Genomic DNA, 18843 nt, shown 5'->3' with positions numbered 1-18843 from the left:
CCGGCCACTGAGTGGAACCGCACGTTTGAGCGTTTCCGGGCCGGGCTAGGTTGAGGCGTATGGCTTCCACGCAGGGTGCTGCCAAGGTGCTGGTCGCGTCGAATCGCGGCCCGGTCTCGTACGAGGTGCGCGAGGACGGCTCGCTGCACTCCAAGAGGGGCGGTGGCGGACTCGTCTCCGGGCTGTCGGCGATCGGGCCGGACGCCGACGCCCTGTGGGTGTGCTCGGCGCTGTCCGACGGGGACCGGGAGGCGGTGCGGCGCGGCGTCGGCGAGGACGGCGTCCTGATGCTGGACGTCCCGGCCGACGTGCACGCGGACGCGTACAACGGCATCGCCAACTCGGTCCTCTGGTTCGTCCACCACATGCTCTACCAGACCCCGCTGGAGCCGGTCTTCGACGCGGAGTTCCGGCGCCAGTGGGAGTCGTACGAGACCTACAACCGTGCGTTCGCGCAGGCGCTGGCCGACCGGGCCGCGCCCGGGGCGGCGGTGCTGGTGCAGGACTACCACCTGTGCCTGGTGCCGGGGATGCTCCGGGAGCTGCGGCCGGATGTCCGGATCGGGCACTTCTCGCACACGCCGTGGGCGCCGCCGGAGTACTTCTCCATGCTTCCGGACGACATCCGCTCGCAGCTCGTATCGGGGATGCTGGGCGCCGACCGGCTGGGCTTCCTCACGTGGCGTTGGGCGCGGGCGTTCATGGCATGCGCCGAGGCCGTGGACCGCGAGCGGTTCTTCCCGTCGTGGCCGAGCGGTGCCCCGGCGTCCGTCCAGCACACGGCGACCGGGCGTCCCCCGTTGCGGACCACGTGGATCGGTGTGCACGGCCTGGGTGCCGACGCGGAGTTCCTGCGCGCCCGCTCCCACGAGGCCGATGTCGGGGAGCGGATCGCCGCGCTGCGTTCGGAGATCGGCACAGCGCCGGACGGGACCGCCCGCCGGACCGTCGTCCGCGTCGACCGGACCGAGCTGTCCAAGAACATCGTGCGCGGCCTGCTGGCGTACCGGCAGCTGCTCGACGACCACCCCGAGTGGCGCGAGCGGGTGGTCCACGTGGCGTTCGCCTACCCCTCCCGCCAGGACCTGGCGGTGTACCGGGACTACACGGCCGAGGTCCAGCGACTGGCGGACGAGATCAACTCCGCTTACGGCACGGCGACCTGGACCCCGATCGTCCTCCACGTCAAGGACGACTTCGCCCGCTCCCTGGCCGCGTACCGCCTGGCCGACGTGGCTCTCGTCAACCCCATCCGGGACGGCATGAACCTCGTCGCCAAGGAGGTGCCGGTCGTCTCCGACGAGGGCTGCGTCCTCGTCCTGTCCCGCGAGGCGGGCGCCTTCGCGGAACTGGGCGAGGACGCGATCGCCGTCAACCCCTACGACGTGATCGGCACGGCGCGGGCTCTGCACGAGGCGCTGTCCATGGGTCCGGAGGAGCGGGCGGAACGCTCGAAACGGCTGGCGGAAGCGGCGACGGCACTGCCGCCTGCGCAGTGGTTCCTGGAGCAGTTGGGGGCGTTGGAGGACGGGGAGGCGGGGGCGGCCGCCCGGGGGGAGTGAGCGGCGGAGCCGGATTCGCCCGGTTCAGGTTGCCTGGTTCAGGTTGCTTACCGGCGATCGTCGGCCGCGGCTAGCTCACGGCGTCTGCCTGCGGCATCGGTACGTGGCGGCGATCGCCCGGTTCAGGCCGCCCGCACGGCGATCACTTGAACCAGGCCGCCTGACCGCGAACGCTCACACCAGTCGGCCTCACGGCGACCACCTGCCACAGCCCGCCTGACCACGACCGGCTGCAGCGGCTTACCTCGCCCCGGCACGGACGACTAGCGGCAGCAGCCTCCACGACGCGATCGCCCCGTTCACGCCGCCCGCACGGCGATCACTCGGATCAGGCCGCCTGACCACGACCGACTGCGGCAGCGTGCCTCGCGGTGGCCCTCTGGGTCAGGTTGCCTGCGTGGCGATCGCCTGGAGGAGTCGTACGACGCCCTCCGGGCCTTCGACCACGACGTCCGCCCTCTCCGAGAGTTCGGTGACCTCCTCGCTGCCGCTGCAGACCAGGAGGCCGGGGGTGCCGTCGGAGCGGAGTTTGCCGACGGCGGCGTAGGCGGGGAGGTCGCCGAGGTCGTCGCCGGCGTAGAGGACGGACTCGGCGCCGAGTTCGCGGACGTATTCGCTCAGCGCGACGCCCTTGTCCATGCCGGGTGGGCGGAGTTCGAGGACCATGCGCCCCGGTTCGACGATGAGGCCGTTGCGGGTGGCGAGGTCGGTGAGCGGGGCTCGGAGGGCGTCGAAGGTGCCCTGGGGGTCGGGCGCGCGGCGCGTGTGCACGGCCAGGGCGTGTCCCTTGTCCTCGATCCAGGTGCCCTGCGCCGCGGATTCGAGAAGGTCCGGCAGGGCGGCGCGGACTGCTGCGACGCCGGGGTGGGGATCGGGGGCGGTGACCTCGCCGCTGACGGCATCCCAGCGTTCGGCTCCGTAGTGGCCCAGCACGACGAGGTGCTCCAGGCCCGGGGTGTCGGCGAAACCGCCGTACTTCACGGCGACCTCGGCCGGGCGGCCGGTGATCACCGCGACGGCGGCGACCTTGGGCGCGAGTGCGGCCAGGGCGGGGATGGCGTCGGGGTGGGCTCGGGCCTTCTCGGGGTCCGGGACGATCGGGGCGAGGGTGCCGTCGAAGTCCAGCGCGATGAGTGAGTGCGCCGGGTGGGTGAGGATGGCGGCCAGGCCGTCGCGGCCGGGCTGCGTCGTGGGGGTCGGGAGATGATCCTTGTGACTGCCCATGGGGCGACCTTATCCGGGAACGGGGGCGGGCCGGGGAGGGGCTGAATTTCCAGCGCCGGTCCAGGCAATCCAGCCCGTCCGGCGTTTGAGGACGAGGCCGTTCAGGCCGAAGCGGGGGTCTGGGGGCGGCAGCCCCCAGTGACGGGACAGGTAGGGGCGGCGGAGGCAAAACCCCCTGCCGCACCGCCGCGCGTCACCGCTCCCCCCGCCGCCCCTCCCGAACCCGCCGCAACCGATTCACCGTCACCGGATCGTGCGCCAGCGCCCGCGGATCATCCAACAGCGCGTTCAGCAGCTGGTAATACCGCACCGGAGCCAGCCCCAGCCCCTCCCGTATCGCCCGTTCCTTGGCCCCGGGCCCCGAGAACCCCCGCCGCTCCAGCGCGAGAATCGCCCGCTCACGCTCGGCGAGATCGGCGGCCTCGGGCTGCTCCTGGTCCATGTGCCGCACCGTAGCCCACCCCACTGACAGCCGAACCGGCAGCGAACCGACAACCGAACCGGCCGGAAGCTACTCCGCGCTCTCCGCCCGAGTGGCCCCTGACTGCAGCTGCCCCAGAATCGCCGACGGGCTCCCCCCGGACGTCACCGTCCTGCCGATGCTCTTCTTGACGTCCGCGCTCACCGCGGCCCAGGACGTCCGGCCCACCGGATAGAGCTCGGAGAGCGGGAGCTGGTCGAGGAAGGGCTTGAGGGCGGCGTCCTGGTCGGCCCCGGCCATCACCGTGGAGGCGGAGTTGGTGACGGGAAGCAGGTTGTACTCCCGGGAGAAGTCCAGGACGTTCTGCTTGCCGTAGGCGAAGTCGAGGAACTCCCCCACCTGCTCGGCATGCCCGTTCTGCTTGAAGGCCATCATCCAGTCGGCCACACCCATGGAGACCTTGGTCGGCCCCTCCAGCCCGGGCATCGGCACCATGCCGAACTTCACGCCCTTCTTCTCGGCCATCTGCATCAGCGAGGGATGCCCGTTGAGCATGCCGACATCCCCCGCGGCGAAGGCGGAGAACGCGTCGGCCCGGTTGAGCTCCCCGGGCGGGACGGGCCCCGTGAGCCCCTTGCCGACCAGGTTGTTCTTGAGCCAGTTGAAGGTGGAGACGTTCTCCGCGGAGTCGATGCTGTACGTACCGGTCTCCGCGTCGGTGTACCCGCCCCCGCCGCTGAGCAGCCACTGCATGGTCTCGGCCTGTGCCTCCTCGGCACCGAGCGGCAGCGCGTACGGGTACTTCACGCCCTCCGCCTTGAGCGCCTCGGCGTCGGCGGCCAGCTCCTTCCAGGATGTCGGCGGAGTGAGGCCGGCGTCCTCGAAGAGGGACTTGTTGTAGAAGAGCAGACGCGTGGAGGAGGCGAACGGGATGCCGTACTGGACGCCGTTCACCTGCCCCGCGTCCGCGAGCTGCGAGACGAAGTCGGCCTGGACGGGGATGGAGAGCAGTTCGTCGGCCTCGTAGAGAAGGCCCTTCGCGGCGTAGTCGGCGTACGCGCCGATCTGCGCGATGTCCGGCGCGTCCCCGGCGTCGACCATCTCCTTGACCTTGGCGTCGACGTCGTTCCAGGAGTACACGGTGACGTCGATCTGCACGCCCTCGTGCTGCTCCTCGTACTCCTTGACGAGCCTGTCCCAGTACTTCTGGGAACTGTTCGCCGCACTGTCGCCGTAGTCCGCGGCGACCAGCTTCAGCGTCACCTCGTCCGAACCACCGGTCAGCCCACAGCCGCCCAGAACCGCCGACAGGCCCAGCGCGGACACCGCCGCGATCGTTCCCGTACGTCTACGCCGCTGCACGCAAAACCGCCCCACACCCATATTCGAAACTTTCGAAACGTCATACATATTGCCCCCATAAGGTCTACACCACGTAAGTGGACTAGACCTCTCGCGGGTATGCAAGACACACTGTTCCCGTGAGACACGTCATCGCCCTCGATGTGGGCGGCACCGGGATGAAGGCCGCCCTGGCGGCAGCGAGCGGTGAGCTGCTCCACCAGGCCCGCCGCCCGACCGGGCGCGAGCGCGGGCCGGACGCGGTCGTCGAGGGCATCCTCGACTTCGCCGGCGAGCTGCGCGCGTACGGCGAAGAGCGCTTCGGCGAGCCCGCGGCCGCCGTCGGCATCGCCGTCCCCGGCATCGTCGACGAGGAGCAGGGCGTCGCCGCCTACTCGGCCAACCTGGGCTGGCGGGACGTACCCCTGCGAATGCTGCTCGCCGACCGGCTCGGCGGCGTGCCCGTCGCCCTCGGTCACGACGTGCGCAGCGGCGGTCTCGCGGAGGGCCGGATCGGCGCGGGCAAGGGCGCCGACCGTTTCCTGTTCGTGCCGCTCGGCACCGGGATAGCCGGCGCCATCGGCATCGACGGCCGGGTGGAGGCCGGTGCGCACGGCTTCGCGGGCGAGATCGGCCACATCGTCGTACGGCCGGACGGAGCGCCGTGTCCCTGCGGGCAGCGCGGCTGCCTGGAGCGGTTCGCGTCCGCGGCGGCGGTGAGCGAGGCGTGGGCCGCCGCGTGCGGGGACCCGGAGGCGGACGCGGCGGACTGCGCCAAGGCCGTCGCGTCCGGTGATCCGAACGCCGTACGGGTCTGGCACGCGGCCGTGGACGCCCTGGCCGACGGCCTGGTCACCGCGCTCACCCTGCTGGACCCGCGCACCCTGATCATCGGTGGCGGCCTCGCCGAGGCGGGGGAAACCTTGTTCACACCACTGCGGGAGGCCGTCCGGCAGCGGGTCACGTTCCAGAAAGTGCCATCCATCGTCCCCGCGGCCCTCGGGGACACGGCCGGCTGCCTCGGCGCCGGCCTCCTGGCATGGGATCTCCTCGACCACACCGACCGTACGGAGGCAACTCCCTGATGGCAGCCCACCCAGGGGCGCGGGACAGCGCCAAATTGCGGCTCCGCCGCGGGGCGCGACCAGCCCCCCACAACCCGCACCCCGCACCCCGCAAGGTGCCCCTCGTCCTCTCCGGCGCCAACGTGGTCATGCCGACGGGAACCCTCGAACAGGGCCAAGTGATCGTCGACGGCACCCGCATCGCCGGCACGGCCCCGGAGCACGCTCACCGCATCGACCTCACCGGGCACTGGCTCCTGCCGGGGTTCGTGGACATCCACAACCACGGCGGCGGCGGAGCCTCCTTCACCTCGGGCACCCCCGACGACGTACTCAAGGGCATCCACACCCACCACCTGCACGGCACCACGACCCTCGTCGCCTCCACCGTCACCGGTGACATGGACTTCCTCACCCGCCGCGCGGGCCTGCTGTCCGAGCTGGCCGAGCAGGGCGACATCGCCGGCATCCACTTCGAGGGCCCCTTCATCTCCCCGTGCCGCAAGGGCGCGCACTCCGAGGAGCTGTTGCGCGACCCCGACCCGGCGGACGTGCGCAAGCTGATCGACGCGGCGCGCGGCCACGCGACGATGGTCACCCTCGCCACCGAACTTCCGGGCGGCATCGACTCCGTACGGATGCTCGCCGAGCGCGGCGTGATCGCCGCGATCGGGCACACGGACGCGACGTACGAGCAGACGGTGGAGGCGATCGATGCGGGCGCGACGGTCGCCACGCACCTTTTCAACGCGATGCCGCCGCTCGGCCACCGCGAGCCGGGCCCGATCGCGGCCCTGCTGGAGGACGAGCGGGTGACCGTGGAGCTGATCAACGACGGCACGCATCTGCACCCGGCGGCGCTGGAGCTGGCGTTCCGTCACGCGGGCGCGGACCGGGTCGCGTTCATCACGGACGCGATGGACGCGGCCGGCTTCGGCGACGGCCGCTACATGCTCGGCCCGCTGGAGGTGGAGGTCGCCGGCGGCGTGGCCCGCCTCGTCGAGGGCGGCTCGATCGCGGGCTCGACCCTCACGCTGGACCGGGCCTTCAAGCGGGCGGTGACGATCGACCGGCTGCCGGTCGAGGACGCGGTGGCGGCCCTGTCGGCCAACCCGGCGAGGCTGCTCGGCCGCTACGACCGCATCGGCTCCCTGGAGCCCGGCAAGGACGCCGACCTGGTGGTGCTGGACTCCGACTTCGACCTCAAGGGCGTGATGCGCCGGGGCGAATGGGTGGTCGATCCCCAACTGGGGTGATCTGTCCTGCTGTTGAGGGCGGTGGTTGTCCTGCCAGACTGGGACGGCCGCCGCCCTTTTGGCATGATCGGCAGCTGCCGGAAGGAACAACCGGCAGACGGACGGCACACGCGTGCCGAACTCTTCGGGGGAGGTCGAGTACAGGTGATCCTCACTGTCACCGCGAACACCGCTCTCGACATCACCTATCGCGTACGGTCCCTGCGCCCGCACGCCTCCCACCGCGTCTCCGAGGTGACCGAACGCCCCGGCGGCAAGGGTCTGAACGTGGCCCGGGTGCTGGCGGCCCTCGGCCACGAGGTGACGGTCACGGGCTTCACGGGCGGGGCGACGGGCCGCGTGGTCCAGGACCTGCTCACGGCCACGCCGGCCGTGGTGGACGCGCTGGTCCCGGTGACGGGAGCGACCCGCCGGACCATCGCCGTGGTGGACGAGCTCACCGGCGACACGACCCAGCTCAACGAACCCGGCCCGACGATCACGCCTGCCGAGTGGTCCGCCTTCCAGGAGGCCTACGAGGACCTCCTCGCCTCGGCCACCGCGGTGGCCCTGTGCGGCAGCCTGCCACCGGGCGTACCGGTCGGGGCGTACGCCGGCCTGGTCCGGTCCGCGAGGGCCGCGGGCGTCCCCGTCCTGCTGGACACCAGCGGCGAGGCCCTGCGCCGGGGTGTCGCCGCCCGCCCGGACATCATCAAGCCCAACGCCGACGAACTTGCCGAACTCACCGGCTCCCACGAGCCGTTGCGCGCCACGCAGGACGCGCGTCGCCGGGGCGCCCGTACGGTGGTTGCCTCCCTCGGCAAATCCGGCCTCCTGGCCGTCACCCCCGAGGGCCGCTGGCAGGCCACCCCACCGACCCGCCTCCACGGCAACCCGACCGGCGCGGGCGACGCGGCGGTCGCGGGCCTGCTGTCGGGTTTGGTGGAGCGGCTGGCATGGCCGGCCCGCCTGGCCCGCGCGACGGCGCTCAGCGCGGCGAGCGTGGTGGCGCCGGTGGCGGGGGAGTTCGACCGGGGGGTCTACGAGGAGTTGCTGGGGCGGGTGGCGGTGACGGGGGAGGTCAGCGCGGCCTGACAAACCCCTCCTGGCATGCCCCTGTCGCCCATATATGATCAAGGGCGACAACGGATCCACCTGACCAGGGATCCACTCCTCATTGGGGGAAGTAATGCACAGAGCAAGGAAGTTCGCGCGGCTCGCTGCCGTCGGCGTCGCCTCAGTGGGCCTCGTCGTCACCATGAACAGCTCGGCGACAGCGGACGCCGGGCCGACCGCCGCCGCGGCGGACGCCCTGACCATCCGCGCGGCGGGCTGGGATTGGGGCGGCGGCTCGAACGACGACCGGGACGTCAGCATCCGGGAGAAGCCCAGCACTACGGCACGCAAGGTCGGCACCCTGAAGAAGGGGAAGATCGTCAAGTGCTGGGTGGCTGGCTGCAGCGCCGTGGACGGCGGCAGCTACAAGTGCACCAGCACCTCGCCCACCGAGAAGCGCTGGCATGAGGTGCGGTGGAACGGCAAGAAGGCCTACGCCGCGACGAGCTGCCTCGAGTGGGGCCGCGTCGCTTGATCTGATCGCTGATCCTCTGCAGACGACGGCGGCCGTTCCCAGCACCGAGCTGGGAACGGCCGCCCTCGCATCGATCAGCTCGCGCCCTTGCTGAGATACATCTGGTCGAGGACCGCGTCACACTGGTTGCCGTCGTTGCAGGCAACCTCGATCGTGTTGGTGCCCTTGTTCAGGTTGACGTTGGCCCAGGTGGTCTTCCAGCCCTTTTCCCAGTCACCCTCGGGCGTGTTGCCGAAGTTCTCCATGTTCAGCGGCTGGGTGTTGGCGGTGCCGTTGACGAGCAGTGTCGCGTTGGCGTCCTTTCCGGGGATGCCGTAGCGCACATACAGCCGGTAGCTGCCGGCCTTCTCGATGCCGTTGACAGACCAGATGACCTTGGCGCCAACCTGGTTGAAGTTCGTGACGTAGACGCCGCCGTTCGCCTTGGCGCCCTTGAAGTCGGAGGCCGTGGCGGTGCCACCCTCCAGGCGCAGCGCCTTGGCGTCGACCGCCGGCAGGTCCGCGGCACCCGCCCCGGCACTGCTGCTCGCCGAAGGACGCGAGTCCGCGCTCTCGGACTGTGACGGAGTCGACCCCGTGTCGCCCCCCGCATCGTCCTTCTCGCCGTCGCCGCCCAGCATGGCCACGCTGATGCCGATGACGACCGCCGCGACGACCGCGATCGCGCCGATCAGCAGGCCCTTGGTGTTGGGGCCGCCGCGGCCGCCCGAGCCGTTGCCGCCGCTGTATGCCGGCTGCTGCTGGGCCGTGGTCGCGCCGCCGGGGTGGGTCTCCGGGGCCGCGTAGTGGGCGCTCGGCTGGCCGTAGGCGCCCTGCTGTTGCGGTACCTGGCCGTAGGCGGCCGTCGGTGCCTGCTGGCCGTACTGGCGCTGTCCGACCGCGCGCACACGGTTGACCGAGCCCGGGTAGCCGTAGCCACCGGACGGCGGCTGGGCGCCGTTGGCCTGCCCGTCGGCGTAGAGGTAGCCGAACGGGTCGTCGTCCTCGGGCGTGCTGGCGCCGTTGTTGCCGGACGTCATCCCTTGGTACTCCTCACCAGGTGCGGGCGGATGCGATGCGTGTGGTCAGAATGGCGAGCCTACCCGCTCCTGATGGCCCAAACGGGTGACTCGGATCGCATCGGCTCGCTGACCTGGGGGTTACCCGGCGCGTCTGTGTTGTTTGGGACGAGATCGTTTCTCTACGTACATCCGCTCGTCAGCGGACTTCAACACTTCGTCCGCAGTCATCCCGCAGTGTGCCCACCCGATGCCGAAACTGGCGCCGACCCGCACGGCCCGCCCCTCGGCCCGGATCGGCTGGATGATCTCGTTGCGCAGGCGTACGGCGAGGTCCTGGGCGTCCGCCTTGCCGAGCCCGTCCGCGAGGATCACGAACTCGTCGCCGCCGAGCCGGGCCACGGTGTCGCCGTCGCGGACCTGGCGGGACAGGCGCCTGGCCACCTCGATGAGAACCGCGTCACCCGCGTTGTGCCCGAACCGGTCGTTGATCGACTTGAAGCCGTCGAGGTCGCAGAAGAGCACCGCGAGCCCCTTGGCGCCGTCGTCCCGCTCACCCTCGACCGGCGCGACGGTGTGCACGTGGTGGTCGTAGGCGTCGAACGCCGCCACAGCCGGCCGGAAGTCGAAACCGTGGCCGTTGGCGTCGAAGGCCGGGTGGCCGTAGGCCGCGTCGACCGACTCCAGGGCGGCACCCGGGTGCGTGGAGCGCTGACACAGCCGCGAGGCGAGGCGGGAGCGCAGCTCGGCGGAGTTCGGCAGCCCGGTGAGCGAGTCGTGGGAGGCGCGGTGGGCGAGCTGGAGCTCGCGACGCTTGCGCTCCTCGATGTCCTCGACGTGGGTGAGCAGGAAGCGGGGCCCGTCGGCGGCGTCGGCGACCACGCTGTTGCGCAGCGAGACCCACACGTACGTGCCGTCCCGGCGGATGAGCCGGAGCTCCGCGCGGCCCCCCTCGGCGGACGTCCGCAGCAGCGTGCCGATGTCCTCGGGGTGGACGAGGTCGGAGAAGGCGTAGCGGCGCATCGCTGAGGCCGGGCGGCCGAGGAGGCGGCACAGCGCGTCGTTGGTGCGCAGGATCCGGCCGTGCTGGTCGCCGCCCATCTCGGCGATGGCCATGCCGGACGGGGCGTACTCGAAGGCCTGCCTGAAGCTTTCCTCACTGGCGCGCAGGGCCTGCTGCTCGCGTTCGAGCCTGACCAGTGCCCGCTGCATATTCGCGCGTAGACGTGCGTTGCTGATGGCGATCGCCGCCTGGAACGCGTACATCTGGAGCGCCTCGCGCCCCCATGCGCCCGGCAGCCGCCCGTTGCGGGGCCGGTCCACGGACAGGACCCCGATCAGCTCGCCGCACGCGCTGCCCTGCACGCCGGGCGTGTACATCGGGGCGAAGAGGCGGTCCGAGGGGTGCCACTCGTCCTCGAAACGGGGCGCGGGGCCGTCGGTGTACCACTGCGGGACGTCGTCGTCGTCGAGTATCCAGCCCTCGGTGTGCGGGATGAAGACGAGGTCGCCCCAGCGCTCGCCCATGCTCAGCCGGCGATCCCAGGAGTCGCGGGAGCCGACACGGCCGGTGATGAGGGCCTCGGCGGCGGGGTTGCCGGAGAAGGCGGCGACGACGAGATCACCGTCGGGGCGTACGAGGTTGACGCACGCGAGCTCATAACCGAGGCCGTTGACGACACCGTCGGCGACGGTCTGCAGCGTGTCCGCCAGGCTGCGGGCCGTGTTCATGTCAGCCATGACCTGGTGCAGTTGCCGCAGGGTCGCAAGACGGACATACGGCTCCGACTCGGTCTCCATGCTCGCCCTCCCCCCGAGACCTCGCAGCGAATCAAGGGTTCTACTTCGGCGTAACTTCCCTTGCTAGTTCCCCGCCACTGAATCACAGCGCGCTGCTCACTCGGTACACAGGGTCAACAATTAATGGCCCTTGTGACTCAAGTCACAGGTAAACGTGAACAATTGAGCGGTGTTTCTGCGTTTTTCCTGTGCGTTTACTGAACGCAAACTTTGTGCGTGTGTGGAGATGCCACGAAACGGTCTTGATCAGGTACGTCAGTCGTCCGTCCATGGTCCTAGGACCACCTCCCGGTCCCTTCTCGGACGAAGGCCCGATGCCGGGTGCGCGGTGCCGACATTAGCGTTTTCGGCGTGCCGAACACTTCACCGCCCGCGCCGCCCGTGACCGCCGTCCTCCCCGCCTCGCGCAACGCCGCCGGGCATGCTGAGGGAGTGAGCAACGACGAGTTCCGTGCCGCCATGTCGCGGCTGGCCGCCGGTGTGGTCCTGGTGACCGCGCTGGAGCCGCCGCTGGACCCGGACGACCCGCACGCACCCGTCGGCGAGGACGTCGGCATGACGGCCACGGCGTTCATGTCGGTGTCCCTGGACCCGCCGTTGGTCCTGGTCAGCGTGCGCGAGGGGTCCCGCATGGACGACCTGCTCGACGAGCAGCCCCTGTGGGCGGTCTCGGTCCTGGCCGAGAGCCAGCGCCACATCGCCGGCCGCTTCGCCATGAAGGGCCGCGTCAGCGACCGCCTGCTGTTCGCCGACATCCCGTACGTGCGCGGCCAGGAGACCGGCGCACCGCTCGTGGGCGGCGCCCTGGCCACCCTGGAGTGCCGCACCGAGCAGCGCGTCACGGCCGGCGACCACACCCTGGTGATCGGCCGCGTCCTGTCGGCCTCTCTGCCGAGTGCGAACGGGGGGCCGCTTACGTATTTCCGGGGCCGTTACCGGCAGTTGGGATGATCTCGCGGACGCAGCCGTTCGCAATTCCATGGCGGGGAACTGATCATCCGCCTTACGGTGCCGGGATGACGTCGAACACTTCAGCGCCACACCTCGAAGAAATCACACCCGCGAACTTCGAGGCCGCCACCGGCATACGCGTGCGTCCCGAACAGGAATTCGCGGTCTCCCCGGTGATGCAGTCCCTGGCCGAGGCATACGTCCACCCCGCGGGCGTCGCCTGGCCGCGTCTGATCGTCGACGGCGACCGCCCGGTCGGGTTCCTGATGGCCTTCTTCGACATCGACTGGCGCGGCGACGGCACCCTCCTGCGCTCCGGGCTGTGGCGGCTGAACATCGCCGCGGACGAACAGGGCCGGGGGTACGGCCGGTTCGCGGTCGAGTCGGTGGCCGCGGAGCTCCGCCGCCGGGGCGACAGACAGCTCTACGTCACCTGGCACCCCGGCCCGAACGGCCCGGAGGGCTTCTACCTGGGCCTCGGCTTCCGACCCAACGGCGAGACGGTGGGTGTGCTGGAACTGGACCAGCACCGCGCCGGCTAGATCGGCCTGACATCGAGCCGGGACACCCGCTCGGGGTCCGTCACGATGTCGATCACGGCGATCCGGTCCCGTACGAACGCGAACCTCAGCGCCCGTTCCACCCGCCCGCCGACCAGCACGACGGCCCCCATGGCCCCGTCGACCAGCATGAGCCGCGCGACACCGGCGAGCGACCCGTACGTCGCCGCACCCCGCGCCACCGCCGCCGCGCCCGTGGCCACCCCGGCCTCGGCGCGCGCGATGACGTCCGGGTCCAGGACCTCGAGCAGCCCTTCGAAGTCGCCCTCGCGCGCGGCGGCGAGGAAGGCGCCGACGACCTCCCGCTGTCTGCGCCGCCCGGCCGCGCCGGCCTCGTGCACATCGGCGCCCCGCACGCGGCGCCGGGCACGGCTGGCGAGCTGCCGTGCCGCGGCGGGCGTACGGTCCACGACGTCCGCGACCTCCTCGAACGGCACCCCGAACAGGTCGTGCAGCACGAACGCCAGCCGCTCGGCAGGCGTCAGGGTGTCCAGTACGACCAGCAGGGCGACGCCCACCGAGTGGGCGAGGAGGGCGTCCTGCTCGGGGTCGGCGATGGTGCCGGGCACGGCCGCACCCGGACCGGAACCCGCGGTCGCGCCGTCCAGCGGCTCCTCGGCACGGGACTTGCGCGAGCGAAGCATGTCGAGACAGACCCGGCCCACGACGGTCGTCAGCCATCCCCCGAGATTGTCGATCCGGGTGGTATCGGACCGGCTCACCCGAAACCAAGCCTCCTGCACCGCGTCCTCGGCCTCGACGACCGATCCGAGCATCCGGTGGGCGACAGCCCTGAGGTGTCCGCGGTGCGCCTCGAAGCGCTGGGCGAGAAGGTCGGTGTCCTGAAAGCCGGTGTCCCGGAAGCCGGTGTGGTCGCCATTCATCGGTCGCACCCTCTCGTCGCGGTCCGTCGTCAGTGGGTTGACGGATGCGCGGACGGGGATGTGACAGCGGGGTCCCGCCTTCCTTTCCGCTACGTGGCGGAGGCGAGCCCGGCCTCGGGGGCGCCGGCGTGGGACACGGGTGCCACGGCGGCGGCTTCCGGAGCGGGTGCGGGCGCGGGCGTGGCGACCGGTGAGGCGATCGCGGCGACGATGGCGAGGACGGCGACAGCGCGCAGGGTCCACTTCAGCACGATGGAGATCCAATCCGGACGTGTGACGGCATGTGCCTCGATCGTCGCCGCCGATCCGGTGCCCGGGGATCGTCCGAAGGTCGTGACCGTATCCCCCGCGCGGCGGAGATGGCGGGCGGCGCCGACCCGGACTACGTCCAGCCCCGCCCCGTCCGCCCCCGCTTGGTCTCCGAGCGCTGCTTCTTCTCCCTCAACCGGCGTTCGTTGATGCCGCGGGGGATGCGGGTCGGCGTGCGCGGCTTGGGGGGCGGGGCCGTCGCCTCGGCGAGGAGGGCGGCGAGGCGGACGGCGGCGGTCTCGCGGTTGCGCCACTGCGAGCGATGCTCGGAGGAACGGACGGTGAGGACACCGTCCACGAGGCGGGACGCCAGCCGCTCCAGCGCCCGCTGCTTCCACACCTCGGGCAGCGCCTGCGTGCCCGCCAGGTCGAACCGCAGCTCGACCTGGGAGTCGCTGGTGTTGACGTGCTGGCCCCCCGGGCCGCTCGACCGCGAGAAACGCCACATGAGCTCGGCCTCGGGCAGGGAGACGGAGCCACGGATGACGTAGGGACCAGACATGCCGTACATGTTCCCGCTTCTGTCCGGTCCACGTCACGCGAATATCCCCTACGGGTGCTCTTTGGCAAAGAAAGTAAAGACACCTGGAACTTGAGGTACCCCTCTCCGCGTTCATAGGGGTAGCTGTAGCTTCTAGCCGTACCGCAACGAGGGAAGGGACTCCCAACAATGGCTGTAAGCCTGTCCAAGGGTGGCAACGTCTCGCTCACCAAGGAGGCACCGGGCCTGACCGCCGTCACCGTGGGCCTCGGCTGGGACGTCCGCACCACCACCGGCACGGACTTCGACCTCGACGCCTCGGCGATCGCGGTCAACCCCACGGGCAAGGTCTACTCGGACGGACACTTCGTCTTCTTCAACAACAAGCAGACCCCGGACCAGACCATCGTCCACACCGGTGACAACCGCACCGGCGAGGGCGCGGGCGACGACGAGGCGATCAACGTCAACCTGGCCGGCCTCCCGGCCGACGTCGACAAGATCGTCTTCCCGGTCTCGATCTACGACGCGGAGAACCGCTCGCAGAACTTCGGCCAGGTCCGCAACGCCTACATCCGCATCGTCAACCAGGCCGGCGGGGCCGAGATCGCCCGCTACGACCTGTCCGAGGACGCGGCCACCGAGACCGCCATGGTCTTCGGCGAGCTCTACCGCAACGGCGCCGAGTGGAAGTTCCGCGCCGTCGGCCAGGGCTACGCCTCGGGCCTGGTGGGCATCGCGCAGGACTTCGGCGTGAACGTCTGACGGACGCCTCGCTGTGCAGGAACCCCCGGCTTCGGCCGGGGGTTCCGGCGTTCAGGGACTTCATCGTCCAGCGCCTCGATCGTCCGGGGGACCGGTCGTCCAGGGTCTCGATCGTCCAAGGCCTCGATCACCCCCGTCCTCGATCGTTCATGTCTTCGATAGGTTGCCCCACGTGATCCTCGACCCGCTCCCCCTCAGCCCCGACCACGACATCCCGGCCCCGCTCCTCACCGAGCTCACCGCGCTCTACGCCTCCAACCGTGAGTTCCACGCGCTCAGCGGCGAGTTCCCGGACCCGGACGACGTACGGCCCGAGCAGGTGGCGGCCGCGCTGGCCGACGAGTTGGTCAACCCTGACGTGGAGGTCCTGCTGGCCCGCAGTGCCGGGCAGCTGGTCGGGATCGTGATCACGCTCGCCCGGCACCCGGACCCGTCCGACCCCGACCCGTGGATCGGCCTGCTGATGGTCGACGCGAGTGCCCAACGCCGGGGGCACGGACGCCACTTGGCCGCCCTGGTCGAGGAGCGCCTGCGCACCGCGGGCCGTACGGCCGTGCGCCTGGCCGTCCTCGACAACAACCCCGACGCCATCGCCTTCTGGACCGCCCTCGACTACGAGGTCGTCGGCTATGGCGAGGACCTCCAACTCGGCCGCGCCTGCACGGTCCTGCGCAAGCCGCTCATCGATCCCGACAGCGCCCCGCGCACCCCGCGCCAAGCCGCCCGAGTCGCCGTACTCGACCCGGAGGGCTCGGTCCTCATGTTCCGGTACGACAACGTCGAGGTCGGCGTCCACTGGGCGCTCCCCGGCGGCGGTCTGGAGGCGGACGAGACGCCCCAGGAGGGCGCCCTGCGCGAGCTGCGCGAGGAGACCGGCTGGACCGACCTCGAACCGGGCCCCCTTCTGTGCACCTGGGAGCACGACTTCACCCACTCCGGCACCCCGGTCCGCCAGCACGAGCACATCTACGTCACCCGCGGCCCACACCGGGACCCGACCGGCCCCGACCTCCCCGCGGCCCACGCCGCCGACGGCATCCTCACGTGGCAGTGGTGGCCCCGAGCAGACCTCGCCAAGGCCCCGGAACCCCTGTGGCCCCCGGACCTGGCCCGCCTCCTGGACGAGTGGGAAGCGGGTGCCTGAACCGGCGTGGACTGGACGCCCCTGGCAGGCACCGCCCTCGGCGCGTTGGTCGGCGTCGGCTCGACGCTGCGCGCCGACCGCACCCGCCGGCGCCGAGACCTGGCCGACCGGACCCGGCAGGAACGCCGGCGTCACGGTTGTTCGGGCTTTCCCTCCCCGTACAGCCAGTCCTCCCAGACGGACGTGAAGTCCTCGTCCGGGGCCGTCTTCTCCACGTGCTCCGTGAAGTCCCCGGTGCCCGCGTTCCCGTGCCGGTGCTCGGCCGTCCAGCCCTGGACGATGTCGTAGAAGGTGTCGTCGCCGACGACCTGGCGGATCTTGTGGAGGACCATCGCGCCGCGCTGGTAGACCGGGTCGCCGGAGATGTGCGCGGCACTCGTGGGCTTGGCGGGCGGGAAGGACCAGAGGTCCTCGTACTCGTCCTCGCCGTGGTCGTACAGGGCGTCGAAGGTCTCCTGCGCGCTGTCGCCGCCGTTGTCCTCCTGCCACAGCCACTCCGCGTACGTCGCGAAGCCCTCGTTCAGCCACATGTCCTGCCAGCTCTCCGGTGTCACGGAGTTGCCGAACCACTGGTGGGCCAGCTCGTGGACGAGCAGTTCGGTGCCGGGGGCGCCGGGGAAGACGGGCCGGTTCTGGGTCTCCAGGGCGTAGGCGGAGGCGTTCTCCCGGGCGACGATCGCGCCCGTGGAGGAGAAGGGGAAGGGACCGAAGTTGTACTCGGCCCACTCCACGATCTCGGGGAGCCGGGCCAGGACTTCACGGCTGGAGCGGGCCTGGGAGGGGGCGACGGCCGTGTAGACGGGCAGCGCGCTACCGGCCGCGCCCGGCACGCTGGAGCGGCGGATGTCGTAGTCCCCGATGGCGAGCGTGGCGACGTAACTCGCCATCGGCTCGGCGGTGCGCCAGTGGAACGTCGTACGGCCGCCGTCGGTGCGCCGCTCGGCCAACTCACCGTTGGAGACGACCTGGAGGCCCTCCGGGACGGTCACCGCGATGTCGTACGACGCCTTGTCGGACGGGTGGTGATTGCCGGGGAACCACGCCATGGACCCCGTCGGCTCCCCGAGCGCGAGCGCGCCGTCGGCGGTGGGGAGCCACCCCTCCTCCGAGCCGTCCGGGTCGGTGATGGTCTGCGGGGTGCCGGAGTAGCGGACGGTGAGCCGGAAGGTCTCGCCCTTGTCGAGCTCGTCGCGCGGCCGGACGACGACCTCCTGGCCGTTACGGCTCCACCGGGCACGCTCGCCCTCCACCGTGACCCGCTCTACGTCCGTGCCCTTCAGATCGAGGTCGAAGGCGGAGAGGTCCTTGCCCGCACGTGCGGTGATCTCGGCGGTGCCGGTGAGGTGGCGGTCGTCGGGGTCGTAGGCGAGGTCGAGGTCGTAGTGCGTGACGTCGTAGCCACCGTTCCCGGCCTTGGGGAAGTACGGGTCGCGCACACCGGACCCACCGGGGGTGCCGTGGACGCCGCCGCACGCGGTGAGGACGAGGGCGAGCAGGCCGCAGCCGATGGCCGGAACAACAGGAACGGAACGGGACACACCAGCGATCCTATGAGCGCGGGCCGCGCCGGCCATCACCTCCACGCACCACGACGCCGGCGGGCCTGCCTGCCCGCACGCGAGCCGCATCACCCCCGCCTCCGTGGCCCCCACCCGAGCCGGGAAACCGTCACCTCCGCACACCGCACGAACCCCGGCCCCACCGACCCCCGCGCTCACAGCCGAGCCGCCGCACCTCACCGCCGCGCCCTCCACCGACCCGTGACACCATCACCCCCGTGCTCGACATCGGCTACGCCCTCTCCAACCGCTTCCCGGACCCGCCGCAGACGGACTACCGTCGCGCGGACGTCCGTGCCCTGCGCCACGACCTGTTCTGCGGCGACGTCTACCTCGCCGACACCAAGGCGGACCGGGAGTTGTCCACAGCCTGGGGATGGGTGCCGGTGCTCGACTTCGCCTGGGCCCTGTGCGACATCGCCGAGCTGCTGGACCAGGATCCGGCCGGCTCCCGCGCCTCCCGCCCCCAGCACGCGGAACTGGACTTCACCGAGTCGACCGACCGCATGCTCTTCGAGCGCCGCTTCGGCTGGGTCGACATCGAGGCCGACTGGATGCGGGCGGAGGAGCCCCCGCTGACCTTCTCGCACGCCGAACTGCGCCGTGAGGCCCGTGACTTCCTGCACGACCTGATCGCCGACCTGATCGACCTGCACGAGGACCTGGCCGAGAACCCGGCGATCTGGACCCTGCAGGCCCGCTTCCCCAGGCCGGCGTAGCTCCCGCTTCCCAGGAGCGACGAACGGGCCTGGGACGCCGGTGGGGCCGACGGACAATGAAGGAGCCCCATCCCGCACAACATGGGATGGGGCTCCTGATCCGAGCGCCGGGCAGGCCTTGCACCTGCATCTCCCCGCAGGAAGCGGGACGTCTTTCCTTGGACCACCAACGCAACACCGACCGCCGCGAGTTCCGGCGACCAGCTCAAGATTGATCATACCGCAGGCGTCCAGG

19 protein-coding genes are annotated in these 18843 nt (G+C 71.1%); 10 read left to right on the top strand and 9 right to left on the bottom strand.

All coding sequences use genetic code 11. From position 1 onward, the window contains the following. Nucleotides 1-59 precede the first annotated feature (59 nt). The gene (locus tag ACWGDB_RS08225) at nucleotides 60-1562 is read left to right on the top strand and encodes an alpha,alpha-trehalose-phosphate synthase (UDP-forming) (protein WP_453821681.1); all 1503 of its coding nucleotides are present in this window, start codon (nucleotides 60-62) and stop codon (nucleotides 1560-1562) included. Between the two features lie 384 nt (nucleotides 1563-1946). Here ACWGDB_RS08225 and otsB read toward each other — a convergent pair whose 3' ends face one another. From otsB to ACWGDB_RS08210, 3 genes are all read right to left on the bottom strand, one after another. After that, nucleotides 1947-2786: a trehalose-phosphatase gene (gene otsB, locus ACWGDB_RS08220; protein ID WP_453821680.1), complete on the bottom strand. Its 840-nt coding sequence runs from the start codon at nucleotides 2784-2786 to the stop codon at nucleotides 1947-1949. Between the two features lie 193 nt (nucleotides 2787-2979). Further along, on the bottom strand, nucleotides 2980-3228 hold the full coding sequence (locus tag ACWGDB_RS08215; RefSeq protein ID WP_383607011.1) for a DUF3263 domain-containing protein: 249 nt from the start codon (nucleotides 3226-3228) through the stop codon (nucleotides 2980-2982). 69 nt (nucleotides 3229-3297) lie between these two features. Then, nucleotides 3298-4590 carry an ABC transporter substrate-binding protein gene (locus tag ACWGDB_RS08210; RefSeq protein ID WP_453821679.1) on the bottom strand — a complete coding sequence of 431 codons (1293 nt, stop codon included), beginning with the start codon at nucleotides 4588-4590 and terminating at the stop codon, nucleotides 3298-3300. A 98-nt stretch (nucleotides 4591-4688) separates the two neighbouring features. Between ACWGDB_RS08210 and ACWGDB_RS08205 the strand changes: the two genes are divergently transcribed. The 4 genes from ACWGDB_RS08205 to ACWGDB_RS08190 all read left to right on the top strand — a co-directional run bounded on the left by ACWGDB_RS08205 (nucleotide 4689) and on the right by ACWGDB_RS08190 (nucleotide 8438). Then, nucleotides 4689-5633 carry an ROK family protein gene (locus tag ACWGDB_RS08205; protein ID WP_453821678.1) on the top strand — a complete coding sequence of 315 codons (945 nt, stop codon included), beginning with the start codon at nucleotides 4689-4691 and terminating at the stop codon, nucleotides 5631-5633. Between the two features lie 128 nt (nucleotides 5634-5761). Beyond that, nucleotides 5762-6868 (top strand): N-acetylglucosamine-6-phosphate deacetylase, encoded by a 1107-nt coding sequence (gene nagA, locus ACWGDB_RS08200; protein ID WP_453821945.1) that lies wholly within the window; start codon nucleotides 5762-5764, stop codon nucleotides 6866-6868. 144 nt (nucleotides 6869-7012) lie between these two features. Then, complete coding sequence (locus tag ACWGDB_RS08195) at nucleotides 7013-7942, top strand: 1-phosphofructokinase family hexose kinase (protein WP_453821677.1); 930 nt, start codon at nucleotides 7013-7015, stop codon at nucleotides 7940-7942. Nucleotides 7943-8036: 94 nt separating this feature from the next. Beyond that, on the top strand, nucleotides 8037-8438 hold the full coding sequence (locus tag ACWGDB_RS08190) for a hypothetical protein (RefSeq protein WP_453821676.1): 402 nt from the start codon (nucleotides 8037-8039) through the stop codon (nucleotides 8436-8438). A gap of 74 nt (nucleotides 8439-8512) precedes the next feature. Here the strand turns inward: ACWGDB_RS08190 and ACWGDB_RS08185 are convergent, their stop codons facing one another. Further along, the gene (locus ACWGDB_RS08185; RefSeq protein ID WP_453821675.1) at nucleotides 8513-9457 is read right to left on the bottom strand and encodes a CBM35 domain-containing protein; all 945 of its coding nucleotides are present in this window, start codon (nucleotides 9455-9457) and stop codon (nucleotides 8513-8515) included. A 120-nt stretch (nucleotides 9458-9577) separates the two neighbouring features. Continuing rightward, the gene (cdgB, locus tag ACWGDB_RS08180) at nucleotides 9578-11236 is read right to left on the bottom strand and encodes a diguanylate cyclase CdgB (RefSeq protein WP_453821674.1); all 1659 of its coding nucleotides are present in this window, start codon (nucleotides 11234-11236) and stop codon (nucleotides 9578-9580) included. A gap of 351 nt (nucleotides 11237-11587) precedes the next feature. Between cdgB and ACWGDB_RS08175 the strand changes: the two genes are divergently transcribed. Then, the gene (locus tag ACWGDB_RS08175; protein ID WP_383607031.1) at nucleotides 11588-12187 is read left to right on the top strand and encodes a flavin reductase family protein; all 600 of its coding nucleotides are present in this window, start codon (nucleotides 11588-11590) and stop codon (nucleotides 12185-12187) included. 65 nt (nucleotides 12188-12252) lie between these two features. Beyond that, a complete protein-coding gene (locus ACWGDB_RS08170; RefSeq protein ID WP_453821673.1) occupies nucleotides 12253-12729 on the top strand; it encodes a GNAT family N-acetyltransferase in 477 nt (158 codons plus the stop codon). Here the strand turns inward: ACWGDB_RS08170 and ACWGDB_RS08165 are convergent. From ACWGDB_RS08165 to arfB, 3 genes are all read right to left on the bottom strand, one after another. Further along, the gene (locus tag ACWGDB_RS08165) at nucleotides 12726-13631 is read right to left on the bottom strand and encodes a sigma-70 family RNA polymerase sigma factor (protein ID WP_453821672.1); all 906 of its coding nucleotides are present in this window, start codon (nucleotides 13629-13631) and stop codon (nucleotides 12726-12728) included. The two genes, ACWGDB_RS08170 and ACWGDB_RS08165, sit on opposite strands and share 4 nt — an antisense overlap. A gap of 89 nt (nucleotides 13632-13720) precedes the next feature. Then, on the bottom strand, nucleotides 13721-13882 hold the full coding sequence (locus ACWGDB_RS08160; protein ID WP_453821671.1) for a hypothetical protein: 162 nt from the start codon (nucleotides 13880-13882) through the stop codon (nucleotides 13721-13723). A 131-nt stretch (nucleotides 13883-14013) separates the two neighbouring features. Next, nucleotides 14014-14451 carry an alternative ribosome rescue aminoacyl-tRNA hydrolase ArfB gene (gene arfB / locus ACWGDB_RS08155; protein WP_389454770.1) on the bottom strand — a complete coding sequence of 146 codons (438 nt, stop codon included), beginning with the start codon at nucleotides 14449-14451 and terminating at the stop codon, nucleotides 14014-14016. 159 nt (nucleotides 14452-14610) lie between these two features. Here arfB and ACWGDB_RS08150 point away from each other — a divergent pair, with 159 nt between their 5' ends. Together ACWGDB_RS08150 and ACWGDB_RS08145 are read left to right on the top strand one after the other, a co-directional pair. Next, nucleotides 14611-15186 carry a TerD family protein gene (locus ACWGDB_RS08150; RefSeq protein WP_107906089.1) on the top strand — a complete coding sequence of 192 codons (576 nt, stop codon included), beginning with the start codon at nucleotides 14611-14613 and terminating at the stop codon, nucleotides 15184-15186. A 172-nt stretch (nucleotides 15187-15358) separates the two neighbouring features. Further along, the gene (locus tag ACWGDB_RS08145) at nucleotides 15359-16330 is read left to right on the top strand and encodes a GNAT family N-acetyltransferase (protein ID WP_453821670.1); all 972 of its coding nucleotides are present in this window, start codon (nucleotides 15359-15361) and stop codon (nucleotides 16328-16330) included. 131 nt (nucleotides 16331-16461) lie between these two features. Here ACWGDB_RS08145 and ACWGDB_RS08140 read toward each other — a convergent pair whose 3' ends face one another. Continuing rightward, nucleotides 16462-17868, bottom strand: coding sequence for a M1 family metallopeptidase (locus tag ACWGDB_RS08140; protein WP_453821669.1), 1407 nt, complete (start codon nucleotides 17866-17868; stop codon nucleotides 16462-16464). 239 nt (nucleotides 17869-18107) lie between these two features. On the opposite strand from ACWGDB_RS08140, the gene ACWGDB_RS08135 reads away from it, so the two are divergent. Further along, nucleotides 18108-18608 carry a hypothetical protein gene (locus ACWGDB_RS08135; RefSeq protein WP_369276232.1) on the top strand — a complete coding sequence of 167 codons (501 nt, stop codon included), beginning with the start codon at nucleotides 18108-18110 and terminating at the stop codon, nucleotides 18606-18608. The last annotated feature ends 235 nt before the right edge of the window (nucleotides 18609-18843 follow it).

This window comes from Streptomyces sp. NPDC055013, assembly GCF_053608645.1.
The sequence above is the reverse complement of the archived record's forward strand: the minus strand, read 5'-3'. Positions and strand labels throughout refer to the sequence as shown.